The organism is Flavobacterium sp. Flavsp81, from assembly GCF_059491325.1.
Genome location: NZ_CP168505.1, coordinates 2561787 through 2588108, shown reverse-complemented (window position 1 = coordinate 2588108; position 26322 = coordinate 2561787). Strand labels below are relative to the sequence as shown.

Here is a 26322-nt window from a genome sequence, read left to right as displayed (position 1 = left end):
ACCCTTTCATGTAAAAAGTCTTCGACTCCGCTCAGGATGACAATGATTTCCAGAAGTATAAAGATGTTTTACTCAAATTTATATTTTTTGATCTATTTTTTTAACGAACTCATATAATTTATTATAGTTAAATTAATAATTCAGATTAATACCAAAACCAACTCCCATATCACTGTCATAATGCGTTGTGATTCCAAAGTTTCTTGCTACGATATATTTCAAACCTCCCATATATTCTTTATCTGTATTCCACATCAGGCTCATTCGTAAACGTCTCGAAAGCGGAATATCTTTTCGCTCAAATTGCAAGCGAAGATTTCCATCAGTATAAACTTCAACTTGTGCTTTTACCAGCATGGGTAAAGTATATTCAAGACCGGCGCTAAAAACAGAACGATCGTCTTTGGTGTTAGATTGTCCAAAAAGATTCTTTTCCATTTCACCTTCATCCATTTTTCTGTAGCGCCAGTCAAAACCAATAAAAGGCATTAACCATTGATTTTTTCCAATATATCTTCCAATATGTGTTTCGGTTTCGTAACCGTGATGATCGTTATAACCCAATCTCCATTCTGTTCCAATGCTCCAACGCGTATTACTAAACATAACTTCGCCGTCATTTCCGTTTGTGGCAAAATCATTTTCAGCCATAAAATGAAACATTCGATCATCCATTTTCAGCATTTTGTAAGCCATTTTCGGATCATGAATCAATGGATTCGGAGCCGAATTTTCATAACTAAAAATGCGTCCCATTCCCGCCATCATGTGATATAAAATGTGACAGTGAAAAAACCAGTCGCCATCAGCATTTGCCTGAAATTCAATTGTATCGGTTTCCATTGGCATAATATCAATCACATTTTTCAGTGGTGCATAATCCCCTTGTTCGTTCAGGACCCTAAAATCATGCCCGTGTAAATGCATCGGGTGGCGCATCATAGATCCGTTATACAATACAATCCGAACATTTTCTCCTTTTTTAATCAGGATTTTATCTGTTTCTGAAATTACTTTATTATCCAGACTCCAAACATAGCGATTCATATTTCCGGATAATTCAAAATGTAATTCTTTGACAGGAACATTTTTAGGAAGGTTTGTTTTGGTCGGGGATTTTAGCATTCCATAATTCAAAGTAACTATTTCAGCAGTTTCTGTACTGTCGTTAGTCATCTGCATGACTTCCATTTTATGTTCAGAATGATCCATGTTTTTCGGGTTTTCATCTTCGCCTGTAATTTCTGGATACATTACGGTATTCATATCCATTTTATTCAATGACATATTCATGCCCATATCATTCATTTCTCCGTTCATTTTCATCATGTCGTTCATCATTTTCATTCCTTCAAAATATTTTAATTTCGAAAGATGGTCAACAGGCTGCTTAACGCCGTTACCTAGAAATAAAGAAGCTGAACCTGTTCTGTCTTCGGCTGTAGCCAAAAAGGCAAAAGATTTATTGTCTTTAGGAATCGTAACCACAACATCATAGGTTTCAGAAACAGCAATAATCAGACGGTCCGCTTCTACAGGTTCAACATCGTTTCCATCGCTGGCTACAACTGTTATTTTTCCGCCTCCATAAGTCAGCCAGAAATAACTGGACGCACCTCCGTTTGCAATTCTGAGCCTGACTTTTTCTCCTGATTTAAATTGCGAAAGCTGATCTTCATTTTTACCGTTAATCAGAAACTTTTCATAATATACATCACTCACATCCATAGCATTCATTCGTTTCCATTCGTTGGTAACTTTGGTCGAAAAATGTCCTTGTTTAATGGCTTCAGAATAACTTTGAGTTGTTCCTTTTTTTATGGCAAACCAATCGTTGGCATTATGAAGCATTCGCTGTACATTTTCCGGCTTTAAGTCTGTCCATTCACTTAAAATAACCGGAACTGTTGGTAAATCATCAATCCCTTTTCTAAAAGTCGGATCACCTTTCTTTTTGTTGATGATAAAAAGCCCGTATAAACCAATCTGTTCCTGAAGCCCGGAATGGCTGTGGTACCAATACGTTCCGTTTTGAATGATCGGAAAGCTGTATTTATGCGTTGTATGGGGTGCGATCGGCATTTGTGTTAAATACGGAACGCCGTCTTCTTTATTAGGAAGAAATAATCCGTGCCAATGCAGTGAAGTGCTTTCTTTTAATTCGTTATGCACATAAATTTCCGCAATATTTCCTTCTGTAAAAGTTAAGGTAGGCATCGGAATCTGACCATTTATGGCAAAAGCATGTTTTTCTTTCCCCGAAAAATTGACAATTGTATCGCGAACGTATAAATCGTAACGAACTGTTTTTTGGGCTCTTGCAGTTAAAACAATCAAAAAGACAATAAGAATAGTATGTAATTTCATCTAAATTATTTAAGATTTAAATTTCGTAAGCGTAATGCATTTACAATTACTGAAACGGAACTCAGGCTCATCGCCAAAGCAGCTAACATAGGTGAAAGCAGAATTCCGGATACCGGATACAAAATCCCCGCTGCAATTGGAACGCCTAAAACATTGTATATAAAAGCAAAAAACAGATTTTGTTTGATGTTTTTCATTACCGAATAACTTAGCTTTTTAGCTTTTACAATTCCGTTTAAATCACCTTTTACGAGTGTTATTTTAGCACTTTCGATAGCGACATCAGTTCCTGTTCCCATGGCAATACCAATATTTGCTTGAGCCAATGCAGGAGCATCATTGATTCCGTCGCCTGCCATGGCTACAATTTTACCTTCGGCTTGTAATCGCTGAATTTCTTTTAGTTTATCTTCAGGAAGACAGTCTGCCTTAAACGAACTTAAATGCAAATGATCGGCAACGGCTTTTGCAGTATTACTGTTATCGCCCGTCATCATAATCACTTCAACCCCCTGATCGATTAAATCTTTGATTGCTTTTACGCTGTTTTCTTTTATGGCATCAGTAATTGTTACATAACCCAAAACAATTTTATCAACGGAAATATAAGAAACAGTTTTACCCAGATTTTGCTCGGCAACAATCTTTTTTTCAATATCCTCAGTGATCGTAGCGCCAATCTGATTCATTAGTTTTTTATTTCCTAAAGCCATTTTTGAATTATTGACAGTCCCTGTAACTCCTTTTCCGGCAATAGCTTCAAAGTCCGGAACTTCAAGTGTCGTTTGATTTTTAGCTTTAGCAAAATTAACTACGGCTTGTGCTAAAGGATGTTCGCTGTGTTGATTTAGGGAAGCAATATTTTGCAATAAAACATTTTCATCATTATTAACAGCATAGATTTTTTCTACAGATGGTTTTCCTTCGGTAATTGTTCCGGTTTTATCAGTAATCAAAACATCAATTTTACTCATATTTTCTAACGCTTCGGCATTTTTTATCAGGATACCGAATTGAGCTCCTTTGCCTACGCCCACCATTACTGACATTGGGGTGGCTAATCCTAAAGCACAAGGACAGGCTATGATCAAAACCGCAATTGCATTAATTAATCCATAAACATAGGCAGGTTCAGGGCCAAATTTTGCCCAGACAATAAAAGTTACTATAGAAATGATAACAACTGTTGGGACAAAATATTTGGATACCCGGTCGGCTAATTTTTGGATGGGGGCTCTCGAACGGCTTGCATCATTGACCATTTGTATAATTTGTGAAAGCAGGGTTTCTGAACCTACTTTTTCGGCAATCATTACAAATGATTTGGTACCGTTTATCGTTCCCGAAATTACTGTATCGCCAACTTTTTTATCAACCGGAATGGGTTCTCCGGTAATCATTGCTTCGTCAATACTACTTTCTCCAGTTGTGATTTTTCCGTCAACCGGGATTTTTTCTCCAGGTTTTACACGTAGTAAATCTCCTTTTTTAATATTATGAATCGAAATTACTTTATCATTTCCATTTTCGACTAAAGTTGCTTCGGTTGGAGCTAATTTTAATAATTCTTTTATGGCTCCGTTGGTCTGCCCGTGGGCTTTAGCTTCTAATAGTTGTCCTAATAAAACTAATGTTAGGATAACCGTTGCAGCTTCAAAATAAAGATGAATAGTTCCGTGATGCGATCTAAATTCGGACGGAAAAATATCCGGAAAAAACATTCCGACAATACTAAATAAGAATGCAACACCGGTTCCAATCCCAATTAGGGTAAACATGTTTAGATTCCAGGTAACAATCGATTTCCAGGCACGAACAAAAAACATCCAGCCTGCGTAAAAAAGCACGGGAATAGAAAATAAGAACTGCACCCAATTCCATTTTTCAACAGACATTAGATTGTAAAGAGGGTTATTAGGAATCATTTCTGACATTGAAATAATAAAAATGGGAAGCGTAAACAAAATGGCAATCTTCATTTTCTTTAATAAATCAATGTAGGTTTTGTTTTCTTCAGATTCTGAAGCTTTCATCGGAACCAAATCCATTCCGCAAATTGGACAATCTCCGGGTTCGTTCGAAACGATTTCAGGATGCATCGGACAAGTAAATTGTGTATTGCTTATGGCGACTTGGGGAACTAAATCCATTCCGCAAACCGGGCAATCTCCAGGTTTATCATAAGTTTTAACGCCTTCGCAATGCATTGGGCAATAAAAAATACCGGTTGTATTATAATTGGGAGTTACAATAGCTTCTTTTTTATGATGGTGTCCTTCGTGATTGTCTTTCTTCTGATTTGAACAACAGGATTTAGAAGGAGCTTCTGCGGTATTTTTTGCGGTAGTCATTTCAATAGTGTAATTTCCAACTTGACTCAGGATTTCTTGAAATTTTTCAGTTGGAAGATGCTTTTCCATTGTGACAGTAGCCAAAGGAGGATTTAAAGTCACCTCGGCCTGAATTCCTTCTATTGTATTCAGTGTTTTCTCGACTTTCGTGCGACAGCCATCGCACGACATTCCTGAAATAGTATATTGATGAGTCATTGTTTTATCTTTTAAAGTATTACAATGCAAATTTCCGAAGTAACAATTACTTCGGGTTGTATAATTTTGAAAATGATTTGTAAGATTTACAAATTCTCTGTAGTTCTGTTTAAATAAATCTTGCAAAGTCGGAGAGGCGCAAAGCTTTATTTTTATTCTTTTTAAATTTGGCGTCTCAGCGACTTTGCGAGATATAAAAAAATATGACTTTTAATTTATTCAGGCTCTTTAATAATAGAATTTACAAATTCTCGATCTGAATACGACTTTTATTCTTCAATTGCTTAAAGTGAGTAGGAGTAAAGCCTGTAATTTTCTTGAATTGATTGCTTAAATGTGCCACATTGCTGTAGTTTAAAATATCCGCAATTTCGCTTAACGAAAGTTCATTATAAATCAATAATTCTTTTACCTTTTCTATTTTCTGACTGATAAAATATTTTTCGATAGTTGTATTTTCTATCTCCGAAAATAAATTACTGAGTGTATTATAATCCTGACTGAGGTTTTCAGCCAGATAATCAGATAGATTGGTTTTTAATTCATTGTTTTTATGATGAACCAAATCGATAATAAGTGTTTTTATTTTCTCAATTGTTTTACTTTTTTTATCATCAAGCAAATCAAAACCTAAGGAGTGTAAGTTCTGAAGTAAAACTTCTTTTTGGCTTTCTGTAATTTCGTTTTGCAATTCGACTTCACCCAGTTCTACAGAAATAGTCTGAAGTCCGAGTTTTTCAAACTCAGACTTCACAACCATTTTACATCTGCTGCATACCATGTTTTTGATATAGAGCTTCATGTTTATTTGATAGTTTCTACCACATTTCCGCAAGTCAGCATTGATGTTCCATAATACGGATTCTTAACAGCTTTTTCTTTGCTTAACCAATTAGCGTCGGCCATTGGACAATATTGATAGTAAACCGTTTGTGCAGGATTTGAAATTTTAATTAGCTCGTAAGTACTTTTAGACAATGACTTAAAAGCCTCACGTTGTTTTTTAAGATCCTGATTAGATGAAATTGATTTTGCATCAGAAGTCATTTTTTTCATGACTTTCATCCAAACTGTATGTTCATCGCTTTTTAATTTATCCATTTTTACAGCATTTATAGCTGTTAACAAAGTGGCAGCTTTCGCCGAAGTTGTTTTTGCATCACTTTTGATAAGTGCGTCTTTCATTGCAAAATAATTATCAAAAACAGGTTTCAGCTGACTTGAGTCCTGAACATATTTTGTAGTTGTTTGAGATTTTGTTTCTTTTGCTGTGATTGTATTTATAGATAATATTATTGCGATTGCTGCAAAAACAGCTGCTATTGAATTTTTCATTTTATATGTTTTTAAAAAGGAATTCGAATTTTCCTTTGGTTTATTTTTAACTGAATTTTAGAACAAATGGTTTCAAAATGACCCATTTATGGCTGTTACAAATACAATTATTATATTTTTGGAGGTAACCAAATCGAAGTAAAACCATCAGAAATATCGGCTTCGTTATAATATGAAGTAGGTTTTTCTATTAAGAAATTAAAAGTGTTATTTTGAAACTCAAAGGTGTTTGAAGCCGGAATGCTAAACTGCAAAGATGAAGTAGTGCAGTTCTTATGATTACATTTTCCTTCACAATCGTGTTTCTCTTTTTTAGAAGCCGAAGTTTTCTTGCAGCATTCTTTTGTACAGCAATCTTTTTCTTTTTTATGCAAAGTTTCCCTGGAATTATTGCCACATGAAATACCGGAAATCGGAATCAAAAAGAAACCAATTGTCAGCAGGAAGGATAATATGTAAACTTTTTTAGTCAAGGAAAAATTGATTTGTGATACAAATTTAGATAAAAATATTTAGCCCGAAGGTTTTTTAAGATTTCCATAACTAAAGCCTTTTAAAATCTGTAGGATTCATATTTTTTCTCTTTTTGAAATAATTAGACAAATGACTTTCATCTGTAAAACCAAATTCATAAGCAATTTGTTTGACCGGCAATTGATTGTTTTGAAATCGTTTTTCGATTAAAGTTGTTCTCAGATTATGAATATAGTCCCGATAGCTAATTGCAAAAGTCCTTTTGAAATAAGCACTGAAATAGGTTTGTGCAATATTAAAATGATCTGCAATTATCTTAATCTGAACCAATTTAGGCTGATAAATGTTCTGATGGATATAAGAAGTGATTTGTTCATTGTCAATAGAATTTCCTTTAACAATAAGATTCATTTCGCGCATCGTTTCCTTGATCAATCCAAAAATAGAAAGGATTTGGTAAAATACAATTGGAGAATTCGAAACATCGGTTTTGCAATTGTAGGCCGAAATGTTTTCAATGGTATTCTTTAAAATCGTTTTGCAGGGATCATCTAATTTTAAAACAGTTTCTTTAAGTGTCTTATCCCGCATGAAACTTTCGGGTGTATGAATTAAAAATTCATCACAAGTAAGATTTTGTTTTGAATTAAAGTAACTGTCAGTGAATTTAATATAGAAAAAACGAGTACTTTTTTTAATGTCAAAATAATGTTCGTCATCTGGCGAAATCACAAATAAATCTCCTGATTTATAAGGTAATAAATTGTGGTTTAAATGATGAATACCATTTCCTTTTTTAATATAAATGATTTCATAATACGTGTGAGTATGAGGCGGAAGATGAAATTTCTCATCTTCAAATTCATCTATAGCAAGTGTTTTGAATTGGTTTAATTTTGGCATAATCTAAATATACAAGTTTATATCGTAAATATACAATTATTTTTTTGTAGACCTGACGTAAATTTGCATCATAGAAAATCTATTCTTTTCTTGTAAAAACAAATGAAAAAAAGTCTTATTGCGTTATCATTAGGAGGTTTAACTATCGGAATTACCGAATTTGTAATGATGGGTCTGCTGCCTGATATTGCTTCAGATATGAAAGTTACTATTCCTGTTGCAGGATATTTAATTTCAGCTTATGCACTGGGAGTTGTTATTGGGGCTCCTTTGCTGGTTATTATTGGAAGAAATTATGCGCCTAAAAAAATGCTTTTAATTTTGGCGATGATGCTAACCGTTTTTAATGCACTTTCAATTATTGCGCCTACTTATAATTTTTTATTTGCTTCAAGATTTCTTTCCGGATTGCCACATGGTGCTTTCTTTGGAGTAGGAGCTGTAGTGGCAAGCCGTTTGGCAGACAAAGGTAAAGAAGCTCAGGCAATCGCAATTATGTTTTCGGGGTTAACATTGGCTAATCTTATTGGTGTTCCAATAGGGACATATATAGGACATAATTTTATCTGGCGTTATACCTTTATCCTTATTACTGTTGTAGGTCTGCTTACCTTTTTGTTTATTTATTTATGGATGCCGAATCTGGGAAAAAATCAAAATGTAAATATGAAAACACAATTGCAATTTTTTAAAAAAGCTGATGCCTGGCTGATTATTGGAATTACAGCAGTTGGTTTTGGAGGATTATTTGCGTGGATTAGCTACATCGCACCACTGCTGATAAATGTGTCTGGATTTTCTCCAAAAGATGTTTCTTATATTTTAATTTTGGCAGGTTTTGGAATGGTTGTCGGAAATTTTTTAGGAGGCAAATTAGCAGATAGATTTTCACCTGCTCCAACGACCTTAACTTTGTTGTTTGTAATGTCTGCCGATTTAATTTTGGTTTATTTTTTCTCCTACAATCAATATGCTTCCTTATTTCTCACTTTCTTAACAGGCTGTATTTCTTTCTCGGTTATTGCGCCTATACAAATGTTAATGATTCGTACTGCCAAGGATGCTGAGATGATTGCTTCTGCAGCACTTCAGGGAAGTTTTAATATCGGAAATGCTTTAGGGGCTTTTTTAGGCGGATTACCTTTAGCCGCCGGATATAGTTTTGCATCTCCTAATCTTATAGGTGTCGGAATGTCTATTATAGGCATGATAATTACTTTTGCCTTAATACAGAAAAATAAAGACGTATTGCAAGTACAAAGCGTTTAAATAATTTTAAATTTTAATTTCAATCCCTTAAATTATTTTAAGGGATTTTTTTTAATTACTAAAGCATTTTGTAACAAATGTTATTTATTAAAAATTATGCTGATTGTCATTGTGTTATGTTAAAATTTATGTTAAAGATTTGATACAGAATTGTGTATAAGGTAATTCTGAGTTTTTTTCTCCTAATTGTTGGCGGAATTTAATGAATTTTTTACTTATTTCTAGTTTAAACTATGAAATATAAGAAAATTACTTAAGTATTAATTCACTGCTTTAAATTGTGAAAATAATTATAGATTCTGTAATCGATTGAATTTTATGCAATAATTTTATATGCATAAAAAAAATAATGTACATTTGATAATTATTGTATCAATAAATTGCATATGTAATATTAAAAAAGAGAATAATTTTTTATATGTAATTTATTTTATGATTTTTTTGTGAAATTTAATTTTTTATATAGAATTTTTTTCTAAGTTTGTGTAATCGATTACATGGTTATTTTTTTCTTTTTAAACAATAACTTTTTTAATCTTTTTTCAAGACTTTAAGTGAATGAATACCTTGATTTTTTAGGTATTATATTCAATGAAAATAAAACTTAAACTTAACTATATAATAATAAACTAAACAGTAAACTATGAATTTTAAAGAGTTATTTAAAGGGACAAATTGTTGCTTTGCAATTGTTTTCTTATTGTGTTTGCTTTCCGGCAACAAGGTGAGTGCACAAAATGTAACAATACAAGGTGTTGTTAAAGATGCTGCTGGTCTAAGCTTGCCGGGCGTAAATGTATTAGAAAAAGGAACTAAAAATGGTGTTTCAACAGATTTTGATGGTAAATATAAGCTAAATCTGACGAATTCAAAAGCTGTTGTAGTATTTTCTTTTATAGGTTTCAAAACTAAAGAAGTTGCCGCTTCAGGGAAAACTAAAATTGATGTGGCTTTGGTTGAAGAATCAAACACTTTAAACGAAGTTGTTGTTGTGGGTTATGGTACTGTTAAAAAATCTGATTTAACGGGAGCTGTTTCAACTATTTCGGGTAATGATCTGAAAAAAGTTCCGATTGCAAACGTTGCTGAAGCTTTAACAGGTCGAATCGCTGGGGTTCAGGTAATGTCATCAGAAGGATCACCTGATGCTGATATACAAATTAGAGTTCGTGGAGGAGGCTCTCTTACTCAGAGTAATCAACCATTAATTATAGTGGATGGATTTCCTGTGAATAGTATGAATGATATTTCTTCATCTGATATTGAGTCGATGACGGTTTTAAAAGATGCTTCTTCTACTGCAATTTACGGATCTCGTGGTGCAAATGGGGTAATCTTAATTACTACCAAAAGTGGTAAAGATGGTAAGATGGCTGTAAGTTTTAATATGTTTTATGGTATGAAAACGATGGCTAAACAAATTGATGTTTTGTCGCCGGATGATTATACTAAATGGCAATATGAATACGCTTTGCTTTCACAAACAGGAACAAAAGTGGCCTCTAACCCGGAATCATACACTAAGTATTTTGGTAACTGGCAAGATCAGGATATGTATAAAGGTGTGAAAGGAGACAATTGGCAAAAACAAATTTTTGGACGTAATGGTGAGGTGCAAAGCCGTGATTTAGGAATTAGAGGAGGAAATGATAAATTGAATTATAATTTCAATTATGCTCATTTTGATGAAAAAGCCATTATGATTGGTTCAAATTATAAAAGAAATAACTTGTCTTTGGCGTTAAAAAGTAAAATAACCGATAAAATTGATGTTGGATTTACTATGCGTTATTCTGATACGGAGATTAATGGTGGAGGAGTAAACGAGCAAAATGAAAAATCTTCATCTGATTCCCGTATGCGTACCATAGTGGGTTATGCACCACTTCCGGTGGCAGGTTTAACTTCATCAGAAGATTCAAACGGAGATGGTACAGATGTATTGATTAATCCTTTAACCTCTATTTCTGATAATGATCGTGAGCAATTCCGTAAAAACTTTAACATGTTAGGTAGTTTTGGATGGGAAATTGTGGATAATTTAAAATTAAAAGTAGATTTAGGTCTGGATAATTTTAATACTTTGGACTATCGTTTTTACGGAAGATCTACTTATTATGTAAACAATTCACCAGCTGCAACATTACAAGGAATGCCAGCTATGATTATGGGTGATTCTAAAGAAGAGCGTTTTAGAAATGCTAATACTTTGAATTATGATTTCAAAAAACTAATGGGTGAAGACCATCACGCATCTATTCTTGTAGGGGAAGAAAGTATTACTAATACTAAAAATACTGTTACAACTACTATTCACGGGTATCCAACATTTTTTGATTTTGCTCAGGCAAAAACTTTAACAACACAGGGAACACCACAGGCGGTAGATAATTATTACGAACCTGAGGATAAATTGTTCTCATTTTTTGGGCGTGCGAATTATGATTATAAAAACCGCTACTTATTAACCGCTACGTTTCGAGCTGATGGATCAAGTAAATTTTTAGAACAGAATCGTTGGGGGTATTTTCCTGCAGCAGCAGCAGCATGGAAAATTTCAGAAGAAAATTTCTTAAAAGATAGTTCTTGGTTAGATCTTTTAAAACTAAGAGCAAGTTATGGTGAAGCAGGTAACAATCAGATACCTGTTGGGCAGCAAATTCAAATCTTTCAATCTACATCAACAACATGGATTAATGGAGTGACTAGTATATGGGCACCTTCAAAAACAATGCCTAATCCTGATTTGAAATGGGAAACAACAGTGACTCGTAACTTTGGTTTGGATTTTGGGTTTTTCAAAAATCGCTTAAACGGTACTTTAGATTATTATAATAATACAACAAGTGATTTGCTAATAAATTTCCCAGTACTAGGAACAGGATATGATACTCAGTTCCGTAATATGGGTGAAACCCAAAATAGAGGGTTTGAAGCAACTTTAAACGTTGTAGCCATCGAAAGAGCTAAATACGGACTGAGCTTTTCATTCAACGTGGGAATAAATAAAAACCGTATCAATTCATTGGGCGTTATGGATGACTTTGGGCAGGCTACAGGTTGGGCCTCTTCACAAATTGGAAACGATTATTTAGTGGCTGTTGGTTCTTCGTTGGGAACCATGTATGGATATAAAAATGATGGGCGTTATGAGGTTTCTGATTTTGATTGGGATGGATCAAAATATACTTTAAAGAGTGATGTAGCAAATGCCAGCACTGTTGTGGGAACGGTTCAGCCAGGGTACATGAAATTGAAAGATCTTACTGGAGACGGTAAAGTGGATGTAAATGATCAAACGGTTATCGGAAATGTAAATCCTAAAAGTACAGGTGGTTTTGTTATCAATGGAAATGCTTATGGTTTTGATTTAATGGCAGCTTTTAACTGGAGTATTGGTAATGAGGTATATAATGCTGATAAAATTGAATTTACAACAGCCCCTACCGGTTCAGGTGGGCAATACAAAAATTTAAATGCTATTATGGCAGACGGAAACAGATGGACAAATTTAGATCCTGTTTCTGGTCAATTAGTAACAGATCCTGCTGCATTAACGGCTTTGAATGCTAATACTACAATGTGGTCTCCCTATATGAGCCGTTATGTATTCAGTGATTGGGCAGTTGAAGATGCATCGTTTTTAAGATTAAATACTTTAACATTAGGATATACAACTCCTCAAGCATTTACATCTAAAATTGGGATTTCTAAATTGAGATTCTATCTGACGGCAAATAATGTTTTTGTGTGGACAAATTATTCAGGTTCTGATCCGGAAGTTTCAACTAAAAGAAAAAATCCGCTTACACCCGGGGTTGATTCAAGTCCTTATCCAAGAAGCAGACAGATGGTTTTTGGGATAAATCTTAATTTCTAATTTTAAATTACTACAAAATGAAACATAAAATAATAATAGCAGGATTAATTATCTCTGGTTTATTTAGTTCTTGCGAACAATTTGAAGAGGGCTATTTAGAGACGCCTGCAGCATCATCATTGGAGGCATCTGTAATTTTTTCTACAGCCGGACTTGCAAAAGGAGCTGTTGATGGTATAAAAGTACCATTTGCTGAAACTAACTCTTATAGAGGGCGTTTTTTACCATATTATGGATTAAATACCGATGTAGAATGGCATAATACCTCTCAAAGTCCCGGTGATAAGGCTGATTTGGTTGTATATGACGCTAAACCTAATAATACAGAGATGAATACGTCTAATAATGCGTATGCAATGATGTTTCAGGGTATAGAACGTGCCAATATTTGTATAAGCGGTATACGTCAGTATGGAAATCCTTTACCGGGTTCAGAAATGGGGCAGCTACTAGGAGAGGCTTTGACGTTAAGAGCTATTTATTATGCTGATTTACTTAAAGCATGGGGAGATGTTCCTGCTCGTTTTGCACCAATGACTAATGCAACCATATATTTGCCTAAATCAAACCGTGATATTATTTACAAACAACTAATAGCAGACTTAGGAGAGGCATCTACATTAGTTGCATGGCCTAATGAAACTGCCTATACCAGTACTGTAGAACATGTAAATAAAGCTTTTGTAAAAGCATTTAGAGCGCGTTTGGCAATGGCAGCAAGCGGATATCAATTATATCCTGTGGGTGGTGTTAGAAGAAGCAATGATCCCGAACTTTCTGTTGCTAATATGTATGCCTTGGCATTAAAAGAATGTCGTGAAGTTATTCAGAGTGGTTCAGCAAAATTAGAGCCAACTTTTGAAGGGTTGTGGAAAAAATACAATCAGGAAATTACTACTGCCGGAGGAGAATCTCTATGGGAGCTTCCTTTTGCTGATGGACGTGGCCGTATGTTATTTACCTTTGCAGTAAAACACACTACAAATGATCAATTTCATGCAAACGGTGCAAACCGTGGTGGTGTTGCTGGTCCATTACCATTTGTTTTCTATGACTATGACCAGACAGATTCTCGTAGAGATATTACTTGTGTACCTTATAAATGGGGTACAGCGGTAAATAATATAGCTAAACAAGAATTAGCTGCTTTAGATACATGGAGTTTTGGTAAATATCGTTATGAATGGATGAAACGCTTTGTAACTTCTACAAATGATGATGGTGTTAATAAAATGTATATGCGTTATGCAGAAGTACTTTTGATTGCTGCAGAAGCTGCTAATGAATTAGAAGGGCCAGCAGCAGCAGCTCCTTATTTGAAAGAAATTAGAAAAAGAGCCTTCCCGGCATCAGCTCATGCGGTTAAAGTAGATGCTTATGTGAATGCTTTGACAGACAAACAAGCTATGCTTAATGCTATTGTTGAAGAAAATAAATTTGAGTTTACCGGAGAAATGGAACGTAAGCAAGCATTGATTCGTTGGAATTTACTTAAAGTAAAATTAGATGAGGCAAAAGCTAAAATGACCGATTTAAAAGCCCGTACAGGAGCATATGCTGATGTACCATCTACCTTGTATTATAAATATGCAGCTGACAATGTTTCGTTAGTTATATATGGTTTGAATCGTGGTGAAAATGTAAACCCCGGAGCTGATTATACTTCAGCAACCTGGACTAAATTAGAGGATACTAAAATAGCTTCGCTTTACAAAGCTGGAGTTGATCCCGATAATAGACAGTTTTGGCCAATTTGGCAAGTGTTTATTGATGGTAGTAATAATCAGTTAGTAAACGATTACGGATATTAATAGCTAATTAGAAAAAATTATAAATCATAAGCATTATAATTATGAAAAGAAAATATATAATAAAAGGTCTGGTTGCTGCTTTTTTGGTTGTAGCACTCGCGGTAAGTTGTGATAGTTACAACGAACCTTTGCTGGATGGAATCGGAAATACTCAAGCTTTTTCACCTGTTGGTCTTACTGCAAAAGTCAAAAATCAAACTGTAGTTGAGTTAAACTGGAATTTAAAAAATGATGTAGATCATTATGTAGTTGAATTTAGTGCGAATGATCCTGAATTTAAAACTATTTTTAAAACGGTTCAGGTTAGCGGAAGCGAGTTGCCTGTATCGATAAAATTAGAAGGTGAAACTGTTTATTCTATTAGAGTTAAAGGAATAAGTTCTGCTGGTTTGGAAGATTCTAAATGGTCAATTACATCGGCAACAACTTTATCTGAGCAACTTTTCTTACCTATACAACAGGGAGATGTTTTGGGTAAATCCGCTACTTTAAGATGGATTCCAAATAGTAATGTTACACAGATAATACTTAATCCAGGAAATATTACACACGTAATTACACCACAAGAGAAAATTGATGGTATTGCAACAATCACCGGATTATCGTCACAAACTATATATACCGCAGATTTGTTTAATAATACATCAAGAAGAGGGTCAGAAGTAATTACAACCAATATTGATGTTTCAGATGGTATTGAAGTTAAATCAACAGATAATTTAAATGATGTAGTGGCTAATGCCCCATCAGGTGCCTTGTTAATATTAAATCCCGGAGATTACACTGTTTTTACAAACTCTGAAGTAATATTAACAAAATCAATTACAATTAGAGGGCTCTATAGCTACAACAAGCCAAAGCTTCATGTTAAATTTACGGTTAATCCCGGTGTTTTAAGCGCAACTTTAATGGATTTAGATTTGGAAGCAACTGCTCTAACAAATGCAAGTGTTGTTACCGTTTCTGCAGCAGCTGGTAGTTTCGGAGATATTTTATTAAAAGGTTGTACTATTCATGATTTTACACGTGCACTTATATCTGGTGGAAATATAAATGGGAATATAGTAAACTCTGTTACTGTGGATAATTGTGTTGTTAAGAACGTGAACACAAATGCGGGGGCTGATTTTATTGATTTCAGAAATACTTATGTAAAAGATATTGTTCTTAAAAACAGCACATTTGATAATTGTTCATCAGGGCGTGATTTTGTCAGAGCTGATGGTACAGGTACTTTGTCAGGAGGAACTTTGACTACTACTGTTTTAATTGAAAAATGTACTCTGAATAATGTTTCAAACAGTGCAGTAGTATCTCCAACATCAGGGAAAAGAATATTATATCTTCGTTTTCTTTCGAATGCATCTAGTGTTACAAATACATTGATTACAAATACGACAGCAGTTTATACAAATCAACCAGCTACAACAGCGCCAACATTTATTAAAGATTATTATTTCAATGCCGCTGGTTTTAAGGATACAGCGATTCTTAATAATAAAGTTGATGCTTCAGGAATTGTAGCTGATCCGCAATATGTAAATGCTGCGACAGGTGATTTTACAATCAAAAATCAAACTTTGATTGATAATGCAATTGGAGATCCTCGTTGGATTAAATAAGCTATACTATTTTGTTAATATTAAAAGGCATACTGAATTTAAACGTTTTGTATGCCTTTTTTTCTTCTGTTATAAAATTTAAAACAATGAAAATGAAAACTATGTTAAAATTAATAGTGCTTTTGGCATTCTTTTCATGTCAAAAAGATGATGATGTTCCTGTAGTTTCAGATGTGTTGATTCAAAAAATTGAAATTACCGGTAGTGATATTGCGTCCGGAGTTAATGCACAAATGACAGCTAAAGTTACACCTGACAATGCAACTAATAAAACAGTTTTATGGAAAGTTTCAGATGTTGCGATAGCCGAAATATCGGCATCGGGTCTTATTACAGCTAAGAAAAACGGAACGATTACTATAACTGCCACTGCAAAAGATAAAAGTGCTGTAACAGCTACTAAAGTAATTAATATCACAAGTTTTTCAGCTACGCCTGTTGCTGATTATGAGGTTTCAAATGTTACGGAATTAAATACGGCTTTGGGTAAAGTCAAAGCGGGAGAAACTATTCTTTTGAATGGCGGAACTTATGCTATGACTTCAAAAATTACGATAGCAACATCAGGAACTTCAGATAAGGTAATTACGCTTAAAGCGAAAGATGGAGCTTCTCGTCCAAAATTAGATTTCTCTGTAATGACTGAAAATTCAGCTAATCAGGGAATTGTTTTAACTGGTGATTATTGGCATATTAAAGGGATTGATATTTATAAAGCTGGTGATAACGGAATGCAGGTTAAAGGAAGTAGTAATATAATTGAATTTATGACTTTCTCAGAATGTTCAGATTCGGGATTGCAATTGGATAACGGAGCTGCAAATAATACGATCCTGAATTGTGATTCGTACTTCAATGCAGATTCCACTCTTGAAAATGCGGATGGTTTTGCCTGTAAATTGAATGCCGGTACCGGAAATAAATTTATAGGATGCAGGGCCTGGCAAAATTTAGATGACGGCTGGGATGGTTATTTAAGAGGAACTGATAATATTTCAACAACGTATCAGAATTGTTGGGCAGTTAAAAATGGATATCTGAAAACCGGAGTCAAAGGAGCCGGGGACGGTAACGGATTTAAAACCGGAGGAAGCGATGATAAATTACTAAAACATAATGCAAAATATACCAATTGTATAGCAGCAGGAAATGTAGCAGATGGTTTTGATCATAACAGTAACCGGGGAGAAGTAACTCTTTTTAATTGTTCAGCGTATGACAACGGCAGGAATTATTCTTTTAGCAGTACAAGTCCATTAGCAAAATTGATTCTTAAAAACAGTAATGTGCTTGGGGTTTATGGAACTACACTTGCTGATATTGTCGATGTAACCAACAACAGCTGGCAAAACGGAATAACTGTTACGACAGATGATTTTACCAGCATTGATTATGCTCAGTTATTAGGTGCCAGAAAATCAGATGGCAGTTTGCCGGATGTAACTTTCTTTCACTTAAAAGCAGATAGCGATATGATCAATAAAGGGATAGATGTGGGCTTGCCATTTAATGGAACTTTACCAGATTTAGGAGCTTTTGAATTTTAAAAACCAATAAATAATTTACTAATTAACTAAAACCAGATTATGAAAACAAAATTACGATTACTTTTATTTGCGATGCTGTTTTTAGTATCGTTTGCTCAGGCCCAAAAAACAGATGTTTGGGATTTTGGAGGGGCAACATTAGATGTCAATTTGTATAATAACAAATTAACAGCCACTGATATTAATACTTGGTACACATATAGTGGAACGATTATTTCTGGAACTTCGTCGTCTGCCAATACTTTGACCAGTTCGGTTGTACAAACGCTCACCTCCGGAGTGTTGACTCTTAAAACAGGAGGTTCCGATAGATTGTATACTACCAATACGGCCATTACGCGTTATGGTACCAGTGTTAGAACAACCGATACTAATTATACTGGAGGATATTATTGTAATGGGAACGCTAGTTCCACTACCCGTTTTTTTACATTGACCCTGAACCCAGATGATGAAGTGACTGTGGTTTCTGCCATAGAATCAGGGTATACAAATAATTTGTTGACTGTTGTTAATACAACAACTAATACACAGACGGAATCTATTCCGTTGGGAGTTTCCGGAGGTGCTGTTACATTGGCAAAATTTCAGGCAAAACAAGCAGGAGATTTTAAAATATCGTGTTTAGGTGGTAAAGGAAACTACTTCAGAATTTTGAGAAAACCAGCCACATACACTACTATTACAGGCACTGTTGATGAAACTGCAGCTCCTGGAATAACAGGGTACTCTGTTGTGTTTACAAACCCTGCCGGAAAAGTATGGACTGCACCGGTAACCTCCGGAACTTATAATGTAACACTGCCTGCCGGATACACCTACCAGATGAGTTTGTTGAATGCAAACGGCTATATCATCAGTAATGGTGATTCTCTGAACGTTTTAGCTACAACCACAAACTACAATATAGTTGCCCTAAAAGTAGACTTATTCACTATATCCGGTTCTGTCACAGGATTGGGAACTGATATTTCTAAAGTAGCTTTAACTTATACTCCTGATCCATCAGCTAATAAAATTTTTATTCCGAAACCGGTTATCAATACTTCGAATTCTACTTATACCGTAGAATTGGAACCGAACACTCAATATGCAGTTTCGGCAACGGGAGTTAATAATTATGAAATTTTAGCCAATACAATTACGGTTACAGGTACAACTACTGCAGATGTTGCCTTTACTAATAAGCCTGTTTATCCTGTAACGATTACAACCACTGGTTTAGACGCTGCTCAAATTAATAGTTTGACATTGATTTTTACGAACCTGAATGAAAGTGGATATGTTTATACTTTTGCACCAGGAGCCGCAATCAATTTGCGTAATGGTACTTATGCTATTACGTACAGTGGTTTGAATAGCAGTGTTGTGGTGATGACTTTAACTTCTAATTTGAAAGTAACCGGTGCAGCGACTTCTAAAACCCTTGATTTTGTAGCGCCAGCACCAACAGGAAGTATAGCGTATGCTTCAATTCTTACCGTTGGTACTGATAAAACATACAAAACTATTAATGCGGCTCTTGCTGATGTTACAAGAATGACACGTACCAGTACAGATCGTGTAACCATTATGATTGATCCTGGGAATTACGAAGAAATGATAGACATTACCCAAGCGAATGTTACTTTAAAAAATGCAGCTGCAACACCAAATATTAATTTGTTAAACAAAGGAGTTGATATTGCGCCAGGAGCCGTTAGGATTACTTCTTATTATGGTGTAGGCTATAATTATTATAGTATGAAGAGCAACCAAAAATGGGATGCTGATGTTTTAAGAGTGAATAAAGAAAACGGCTATCAGACATATACAAATGTAAGCGGAACTACCAATAATTCTTATTGGAATGCAACATTGCTGATTAGTGCAAACGGATTTATAGCTGAAGACATTATTATTGAAAACTCGTATAATCAATACATTTCATTGAAAGAATCTCAGGATGTTGTTGAGTTGGCATCTGGAAATAAGGGTGTTCGTCCAACAACATACGGAAGTACTGCTGTTCAGGATAAAAGCTTTGTGGAAAGAGCAGCAGCCTTTGCTGTTAAAAATGGTATAGATAAAGTGATATTAAACAAATGTCGTGTTGTTGGACGTCAGGATTCTTTCTTTGGTGGAACAACCGCAAGAGTGGTAGTGTATAAAGGAGTGATGATGGGGGCTACTGATTATATTTTTGGAGGTATGGATGCCGTTTTTTATAAAACAGATTTTGCTATGAACACTAGTGATGTAAGTAGTGACGTGTGTTACATAACAGCTGCGCAACAAACTACAGGGCGAGGATTTTTGATGTACGAATGCAAAGTTACATCTGCAGTTCCTGGTACAGAAACGGCATCGGCTTTTGGTTCTAAGCCGGGCTATTTTGGCCGTCCTTGGGCAGCAAATACCAGTGAAGTAGTTTTTTATAACACGACTATCGAAACTTCTGCCAATCCTTCTTATGCTGGTCAATCATTAATTTTACCTCTGGGCTGGAATAACTCATTGAGTGGAGAATCTGCTAAAATGTATGAATATGGGACTATCGAAAACTCAGGTGTAGATAATTCTGCAAGTCGTGCTGCCTGGGCAACGAAATTAGCTGTACCTACACTTACAGACGGAACAGCAATTACAACTTTCAATTTTACAAAAGGAAGTGATAACTGGGACCCGTTACCACAATTAATTTCTAATGAAAATTTAGGGGTAAAAGATAATACGCCAACTTCTGCGGTTAATGTATTTGGATATAAAAACAGAATTGCAATTTCAAATGTAAAATCAGAAACTGCTGTTGCTGTTTATAGTATAACCGGAGCTAAAGTAAAATCATTTAAAACAAATCAGGATATTGATTTTGAATTCCAAAATGGAGTTTGGATTGTTGCCATTAAAGCAGCAGATGGTCAGAAATCAGTAAAAATTATTACACATTAATATTCAGATTTTAAATTTTTAAAATAAATTACTGCAAAAAGCAAGCCTCTGAATCCTTTTTTTAGAGCTTGCTTTTTCTTATAAAAACTACTACGATTTCGTAGGTTTTTCTTTATGGGTGGATAATTATCATAACTATATGGAAATCTGTAAAATAAATGCTTAAAAATTTTATCCTTAGTAAAAAAAAACTTAATTTTAGGCAATCGATTACAAATGTAATTGCTAAACTATTAAAACTATAAATTATGAAAAGAAAACTACTTTATTTAACTTCAATTGCGCTTTTTTCAGCATTTTCTATGAGTGCTCAAACAAAAGTTTGGGATTTCGGAGCTAATCCAATGGGATCAGGATTTACAGACATGATAACTATAGCTAATCAGACTGTATGTCCACTTTTTACTTCTGGAAGTCTTACAGGTGGCGTTGATGCCGGTCATCAGGTTGCTACATTAACTGCTAGCGCAAGTTTTGGGGAATTGACTATTAATACATTAGCTGGTGACAGATGGAGATCTGATAATGCAAGTTTAGTGCTTTATGATTCTCAATTAAATAATAATGGAATTACTCCGGTTTTTACTGGTGCTTCCAAATCTGGTAGATTGGCTTTTAATGGTACAGGCAATGCTACAAGAAGATATTATACAATTGCATTAGCCGCAGGTGAGACAGTGACTTACTATTTTAAAGTAAATGTTACAAATACTGCTAATTTTACTGTTACAGTTCCAGCCGGTTCGTCCGTTGCTACAAGTAAGGCATATGCTGCTGTTACAAATGTTTACGATATGCGTACATTGAAAATTACTGCAGATGTTGCTGGAAATTATACTATTGGAGATTATACAAATAAACCAGAAATGTATAGAATTTATCTGGGAGATGTGAATGCAGGAATAAATCTTTCAACTGATGGTTTTGAAAAAGATTTGTCTTTAGATATTTTTTCAATCAAAAAACAAGTACATGTGACTAATGTAATTTCAGATACTCAGATACAGGTTTATAATTTAGGAGGCGCTTTAGTTAAATCGTTTAAAGTTTCTGAAAACACAAGTTTTGAATTAAATTCAGGTGTTTACATTGTAAAAGCACAATCAGCTGAGGGTCTAAAATCAGTAAAAGTATTAGTGAACTAATTTACTAATTTTACAATATTAAAAAGAGAATATCCGGTAATGGGTATTCTCTTTTTTTATGCGGTTTACAAAAAAATATTATTATTTATATTAAATTTAAGGCTAAAATATATACACTATGAAAAAGAAACAACTATTGTTATTAACGGGTTTATCCTTACTATCTGCAATTACCAAAACTAATGCGCAAGCTACCGTTGCATCCAACACACTTTCAACGGCAACACCAATAACTAATTATCTAGGATCGGCTAACGATGTTAACGTGCTCTTTAAGCGTAATAATGTTTTTGCGGGTATGATAGCAGTTTATAGTACTTCTTTGGGAGTAAATTCTTTTGCACCAGCATTTGCTCATAACACTTCCATCGGTAACGGTGCAGGAAATAATTCCACAGGAAATTCAAATACTTTTTTAGGTGCTAGTGCAGGGGGCAGTTGTTCAGGGAATGAAAATATTGGTATAGGTCTTAATGCTGGAGCGGGATCTAGTGGCTCACAAAACATATTCATTGGAAACGATAGTGGATCTGCTAATGGTGGAGGAACTAATAATGTTTATCTTGGAAATCAAGCAGGTCATGAGATGTCAGGAAGTGGAAATGTATGTATTGGTGCAGGTTCTGGTTTCTATTCTGAAGAAAATGGTTCGAATAATATTTTCATTGGACAAGCTGCTGGTGCAAACGAACCAGGAAGCAACAAGTTGTGTATTAATAATAATTACACCCGTAAGGACCTTATTTGGGGGGATTTTACGGCCAGCCAACTTAAATTTCATGCAAAAGTAGGTATGGGTGGTAATGGTACTACTGCTTTTGGAAACTTCCCTTTAACAGCTGGAGGTGTTAATATATCCAATTATAATCTTTTTGTAAAAGGTGGTATTCTTACAGAAGAAGTACGTGTAAGTTTACAATCAACATGGGCGGATTATGTGTTTTCAAAAGACTATAAATTACCAACCTTAGAAGAAGTAGAAACACAAATTAAGGAAAAAGGGCATTTACGCAACGTGCCGTCTGCCAAAGAAATTAAAGAAAACGGAATAGAGCTTGGTGAAATGTCAAAAATTCAACAAGAAAAAATCGAAGAATTAACACTTTATTTAATCGAACAAAACAAAGTGAATCAGGCTCAAAACAAAGAGATTAGTGAATTGAAAGCCATGCTAAAAGCAATTTTAGAAAAAAAATAATTAAGATTCAGCAAAGTGTTAGAAGCCGGGACAATACTTCGATGATTTCCCGACATGGAAGCATTATAAACCAAAAAGCCACTTCATTGTCGAAGTGGCTTTTTGGTTTTAAAACGAAATAATAGGCTTTGATCTAAACTTCCCAAAGCTAAATTTTGTTTTCTTCCATTTCAATAATATGTACAAACTTCCGTAATTATAAGTTTTTTATTCATCAACAAAGGGTTATGCCTTTCTCACTAGCATGTTTGGATGTTAATTACGTCAGATAACCAATATTAGTATTCCTCTTCTAAATTGTCAACAGCAGAAATCTGGTCTAATATATTGGTTTGGTTTGGCGAGATGAAGTTTTTAACTTCGCTTGGAGTTTCTTTCTTAAAAAGAATATCTAATGCATTGTATAGTTTTAATAAAACATCCCTGTCTTCTTTTTCAATCTCTAAGGCAGTATTGAAATTAAAAATATAATTATTCGAATTGCGTACTTCTACTTTTATCGTTTTTGATGTGATTTTAAATTTAACTATATCCATATTGTTCAATTACTTAGTTTACAAGATGCTGTTTAACTACGATTATTGTCGCTATATTTGCGTTTTTTAAATATCCACAGTATATAGCAATAATTTCTATCTCAAATTTATACATTCTCTCACTAGATTCCTTATAAAGAATTAAAGTTAGTGTTTTTGAAATAATATCCAAATAAAAAACCCCTAATCGATTGATGATTAAGGGTTTGTTTCTTGTAGCGAGGACGGGAGTTGAACCCGTGACCTCAGGGTTATGAATCCTGCGCTCTAACCAACTGAGCTACCTCGCCTGGACTGCTATCAGGAATGAATCCCTCATTGCGGGTGCAAATATAAAAATTATATTAAAGCTGACAAGCATAAATCAAAGAAAAAAAAATATTTTTAAAAACCTTTTTTTTTGAACAGATATTCTTATATTTCCAAAAAAAATAAATGCAACTCATGGATTCAAAAATACGCTACGAAATAGAGTTCCCGATTAATTCTTCTCCTCAGTTATTATACCAATATATATCAACACCGTCCGGTTTGTCTGAATGGTTTGCTGATAATGTAAATTCTCGCGGCGAGTTTTTTACTTTTATATGGAATGATTCCCAGGAAAAAGCGCGTTTGGCTTCGAAAAAAACGGGTGAAAAAGTAAAATTCAAATGGGTGGACGAAGCCAGTAAAGACACAGAATACTTTTTTGAATTGCATATATTGGTTGATGAATTGACAAAAGATGTATCATTAATGGTTATTGATTTTGCTGAAAAAGAAGAAGTAGGTGAGGCTAAACAATTGTGGGAGAATCAAATTTCGGATTTGAAACATCTAATAGGATCAGTTTAGTAAAATTCTATTTTATGACTTATATTTGCCCTGAACAAAATTCAGGGCTTTTTTATGATCAATTTTAACGGAAACGTAATAGCACAGGACGATAATATACTAACTCAAAACAGGGCATTTTTGTATGGAGATGGTGTTTTTGAAACAGTAAAGATAGTTAACAATAAAATTTTATTTCTTGAAGATCATTATTTTAGATTAATGGCTTCTATGCGTGTTGTTAGAATGGAGATTCCGATGAATTTTACAATGGAATACCTTGAAGAGCAAATTTTAAAAGTGGTTCAGGAAAATGGATTTTCTACATCGGCCAGAGCGAGAATTACCGTTTTTAGAAACAATGGCGGATTATATTTACCTCAAACGAACGAAGTTTCTTTTTTAATTTACACCACTCCATTGGAAAAGGCTTCTTACGCTTTAAATACGTCTCATTACGAAGTTGATCTGTACAAAGACTTCTATGTGTCCAGACAATTATTATCATCCATTAAAATAACTAATAAGATGATTAATATTACCGGAAGTATTTTTGCCAGTGAAAATGGTTTTGAAAACTGTATTTTGCTTAATGACACAAAAAATGTTGTCGAAGTTTTACAAGGAAATTTATTTATGGTTGTGGGCAAAAAACTAATTACTCCGCCAATTTCTGAAGGCTGCTTAAATGGTGTAATGCGTAAACAAATTTTGGCTTTGGCTAAAAAAACAGAAGGCATTGAAGTTACTGAAGAAATAATTTCACCCTTTGATCTTCAAAAAGCTGATGAATTATTTCTTACAAATGTAATTACAGGGATACAACCGATAACAAAATACCGGAAAAAAGAATTTACAAATAATCTGGCTCATTTATTAATGCAAAAACTGAATGAATCCATTTCTGAAAATTAATTCAGATATGGATTTTCAGGTGCATTTGACCAAATAAGATAATCGCCTCCCAACTCAATAATCTGCTCTTTCCAAAAATGGGTGGTAGACTTTCCGATAATTTTATTTTTATAATTATTATCGGCAATAATCCAGGAGTTGCCCTGCATTTCGTTTTCAAGCTGATTTTCATCCCAACCGGTATATCCTAAGAAAAAACGAATATTGTTTTTATTGATAGATCCGTCGTTTATTAAGTCTTTGGTTGATTCAAAATCACCTCCCCAATAAATTCCATTAGAAATCTCAACACTATTCGGAATTAATTCTGGAATATTGTGAATGAAATAAAGATTATCCTGTTCTACAGGACCTCCATTGTATATCTTGAAAGTGGCATCAATTTCAGGTATTAAATCATTAATAGTATATTTTAATGGTTTATTGATGATAAAACCTATTGATCCTTCTTTGTTATGGTCTGCTAATAAAATTACCGATCTATTAAATGATAAATCTCCAATTATAGAAGGCTCGGCAATAAGCAGGTGTCCTTTTTTTAATTTTTCTGAAATCATACGGCTACAATTTTTATTAAATTTAATCATAAAATATTTAAAATCCCAAATAAAATCGTTAAACCGTATAAAAAAACCCTTCATGTGGAAGGGTTTTGATTATATTATAAGTTTAGAGAACTTTCTTACTTAGTTCACAGCACCTTCTAATTCAGCTCCAGCTTTAAATTTAACTACATTTTTAGCAGCGATTTTAATAGTCTTTCCTGTTTGAGGATTTCTACCGTCTCTGGCAGCTCTGGCTGATACTGACCATGATCCAAAACCTACTAATGAAATTCTTCCTCCTTTTTTCAAAGTTGACCCCACATTACCTAAAAAAGATTCTAAAGCTAATTTAGCCGCAGCTTTTGTAATTCCTGCATCAGCAGCGATAGCATCGATTAATTCTGATTTGTTCATAATAATTAGTTATTAATTGTTGGTTAAAAAAAAAATTGTTAATACACAAATTTAGCAGGAAATCC

19 protein-coding genes and 1 tRNA gene are annotated in these 26322 nt (G+C 34.2%); 10 read left to right on the top strand and 10 right to left on the bottom strand.

The window, feature by feature from the left end:
• Positions 1 to 132: 132 nt before the first annotated feature.
• The 6 genes from ACEN92_RS10690 to ACEN92_RS10665 all read right to left on the bottom strand — a co-directional run bounded on the left by ACEN92_RS10690 (position 133) and on the right by ACEN92_RS10665 (position 7628).
• Positions 133 to 2367, bottom strand: coding sequence for a multicopper oxidase domain-containing protein (locus tag ACEN92_RS10690; RefSeq protein ID WP_495638382.1), 2235 nt, complete (start codon positions 2365 to 2367; stop codon positions 133 to 135).
• 5 nt (positions 2368 to 2372) lie between these two features.
• Positions 2373 to 4916: a heavy metal translocating P-type ATPase gene (locus ACEN92_RS10685; RefSeq protein WP_495638381.1), complete on the bottom strand. Its 2544-nt coding sequence runs from the start codon at positions 4914 to 4916 to the stop codon at positions 2373 to 2375.
• A 241-nt stretch (positions 4917 to 5157) separates the two neighbouring features.
• Positions 5158 to 5718 carry a helix-turn-helix domain-containing protein gene (locus ACEN92_RS10680; protein WP_495638380.1) on the bottom strand — a complete coding sequence of 187 codons (561 nt, stop codon included), beginning with the start codon at positions 5716 to 5718 and terminating at the stop codon, positions 5158 to 5160.
• Between the two features lie 2 nt (positions 5719 to 5720).
• The gene (locus tag ACEN92_RS10675) at positions 5721 to 6251 is read right to left on the bottom strand and encodes a DUF3347 domain-containing protein (RefSeq protein ID WP_495638379.1); all 531 of its coding nucleotides are present in this window, start codon (positions 6249 to 6251) and stop codon (positions 5721 to 5723) included.
• Positions 6252 to 6361: 110 nt separating this feature from the next.
• On the bottom strand, positions 6362 to 6724 hold the full coding sequence (locus tag ACEN92_RS10670) for a hypothetical protein (RefSeq protein ID WP_495638378.1): 363 nt from the start codon (positions 6722 to 6724) through the stop codon (positions 6362 to 6364).
• Between the two features lie 70 nt (positions 6725 to 6794).
• On the bottom strand, positions 6795 to 7628 hold the full coding sequence (locus tag ACEN92_RS10665; RefSeq protein WP_495638377.1) for an AraC family transcriptional regulator: 834 nt from the start codon (positions 7626 to 7628) through the stop codon (positions 6795 to 6797).
• Between the two features lie 102 nt (positions 7629 to 7730).
• Between ACEN92_RS10665 and ACEN92_RS10660 the strand changes: the two genes are divergently transcribed.
• From ACEN92_RS10660 to ACEN92_RS10625, 8 genes are all read left to right on the top strand, one after another.
• Positions 7731 to 8897, top strand: coding sequence for an MFS transporter (locus tag ACEN92_RS10660; RefSeq protein WP_495638376.1), 1167 nt, complete (start codon positions 7731 to 7733; stop codon positions 8895 to 8897).
• Between the two features lie 643 nt (positions 8898 to 9540).
• A complete protein-coding gene (locus tag ACEN92_RS10655) occupies positions 9541 to 12777 on the top strand; it encodes a SusC/RagA family TonB-linked outer membrane protein (RefSeq protein ID WP_495638375.1) in 3237 nt (1078 codons plus the stop codon).
• Between the two features lie 17 nt (positions 12778 to 12794).
• Positions 12795 to 14588, top strand: coding sequence for a RagB/SusD family nutrient uptake outer membrane protein (locus ACEN92_RS10650; protein WP_495638374.1), 1794 nt, complete (start codon positions 12795 to 12797; stop codon positions 14586 to 14588).
• Between the two features lie 41 nt (positions 14589 to 14629).
• Positions 14630 to 16210, top strand: a complete 1581-nt coding sequence (locus ACEN92_RS10645; RefSeq protein WP_495638373.1) for a DUF5123 domain-containing protein — start codon at positions 14630 to 14632, stop codon at positions 16208 to 16210.
• Between the two features lie 92 nt (positions 16211 to 16302).
• Entirely contained in the window at positions 16303 to 17757 is a 1455-nt protein-coding gene (locus tag ACEN92_RS10640; RefSeq protein WP_495638372.1) for a right-handed parallel beta-helix repeat-containing protein, read from the top strand.
• Between the two features lie 39 nt (positions 17758 to 17796).
• Complete coding sequence (locus ACEN92_RS10635) at positions 17797 to 20688, top strand: pectinesterase (RefSeq protein WP_495638371.1); 2892 nt, start codon at positions 17797 to 17799, stop codon at positions 20686 to 20688.
• A gap of 248 nt (positions 20689 to 20936) precedes the next feature.
• Positions 20937 to 21833 (top strand): T9SS type A sorting domain-containing protein, encoded by an 897-nt coding sequence (locus tag ACEN92_RS10630; RefSeq protein ID WP_495638370.1) that lies wholly within the window; start codon positions 20937 to 20939, stop codon positions 21831 to 21833.
• Positions 21834 to 21951: 118 nt separating this feature from the next.
• Positions 21952 to 23031: a hypothetical protein gene (locus ACEN92_RS10625; RefSeq protein ID WP_495638369.1), complete on the top strand. Its 1080-nt coding sequence runs from the start codon at positions 21952 to 21954 to the stop codon at positions 23029 to 23031.
• Between the two features lie 278 nt (positions 23032 to 23309).
• Here the strand turns inward: ACEN92_RS10625 and ACEN92_RS10620 are convergent, their stop codons facing one another.
• Both ACEN92_RS10620 and ACEN92_RS10615 read right to left on the bottom strand, forming a co-directional pair.
• Positions 23310 to 23567: a hypothetical protein gene (locus ACEN92_RS10620; RefSeq protein WP_495642319.1), complete on the bottom strand. Its 258-nt coding sequence runs from the start codon at positions 23565 to 23567 to the stop codon at positions 23310 to 23312.
• A 216-nt stretch (positions 23568 to 23783) separates the two neighbouring features.
• Positions 23784 to 23857: transfer RNA gene (locus ACEN92_RS10615), tRNA-Met, on the bottom strand.
• Positions 23858 to 24011: 154 nt separating this feature from the next.
• Between ACEN92_RS10615 and ACEN92_RS10610 the strand changes: the two genes are divergently transcribed.
• Together ACEN92_RS10610 and ACEN92_RS10605 are read left to right on the top strand one after the other, a co-directional pair.
• A complete protein-coding gene (locus tag ACEN92_RS10610; RefSeq protein ID WP_007804463.1) occupies positions 24012 to 24404 on the top strand; it encodes an START-like domain-containing protein in 393 nt (130 codons plus the stop codon).
• A gap of 54 nt (positions 24405 to 24458) precedes the next feature.
• Complete coding sequence (locus ACEN92_RS10605; RefSeq protein WP_495642318.1) at positions 24459 to 25298, top strand: aminotransferase class IV; 840 nt, start codon at positions 24459 to 24461, stop codon at positions 25296 to 25298.
• Here the strand turns inward: ACEN92_RS10605 and ACEN92_RS10600 are convergent.
• Both ACEN92_RS10600 and ACEN92_RS10595 read right to left on the bottom strand, forming a co-directional pair.
• Positions 25295 to 25855 (bottom strand): YqgE/AlgH family protein, encoded by a 561-nt coding sequence (locus tag ACEN92_RS10600; protein ID WP_495642317.1) that lies wholly within the window; start codon positions 25853 to 25855, stop codon positions 25295 to 25297. The two genes, ACEN92_RS10605 and ACEN92_RS10600, sit on opposite strands and share 4 nt — an antisense overlap.
• A 129-nt stretch (positions 25856 to 25984) precedes the next feature.
• On the bottom strand, positions 25985 to 26257 hold the full coding sequence (locus tag ACEN92_RS10595; RefSeq protein WP_042567273.1) for an HU family DNA-binding protein: 273 nt from the start codon (positions 26255 to 26257) through the stop codon (positions 25985 to 25987).
• Between the last annotated feature and the right edge of the window lie 65 nt (positions 26258 to 26322).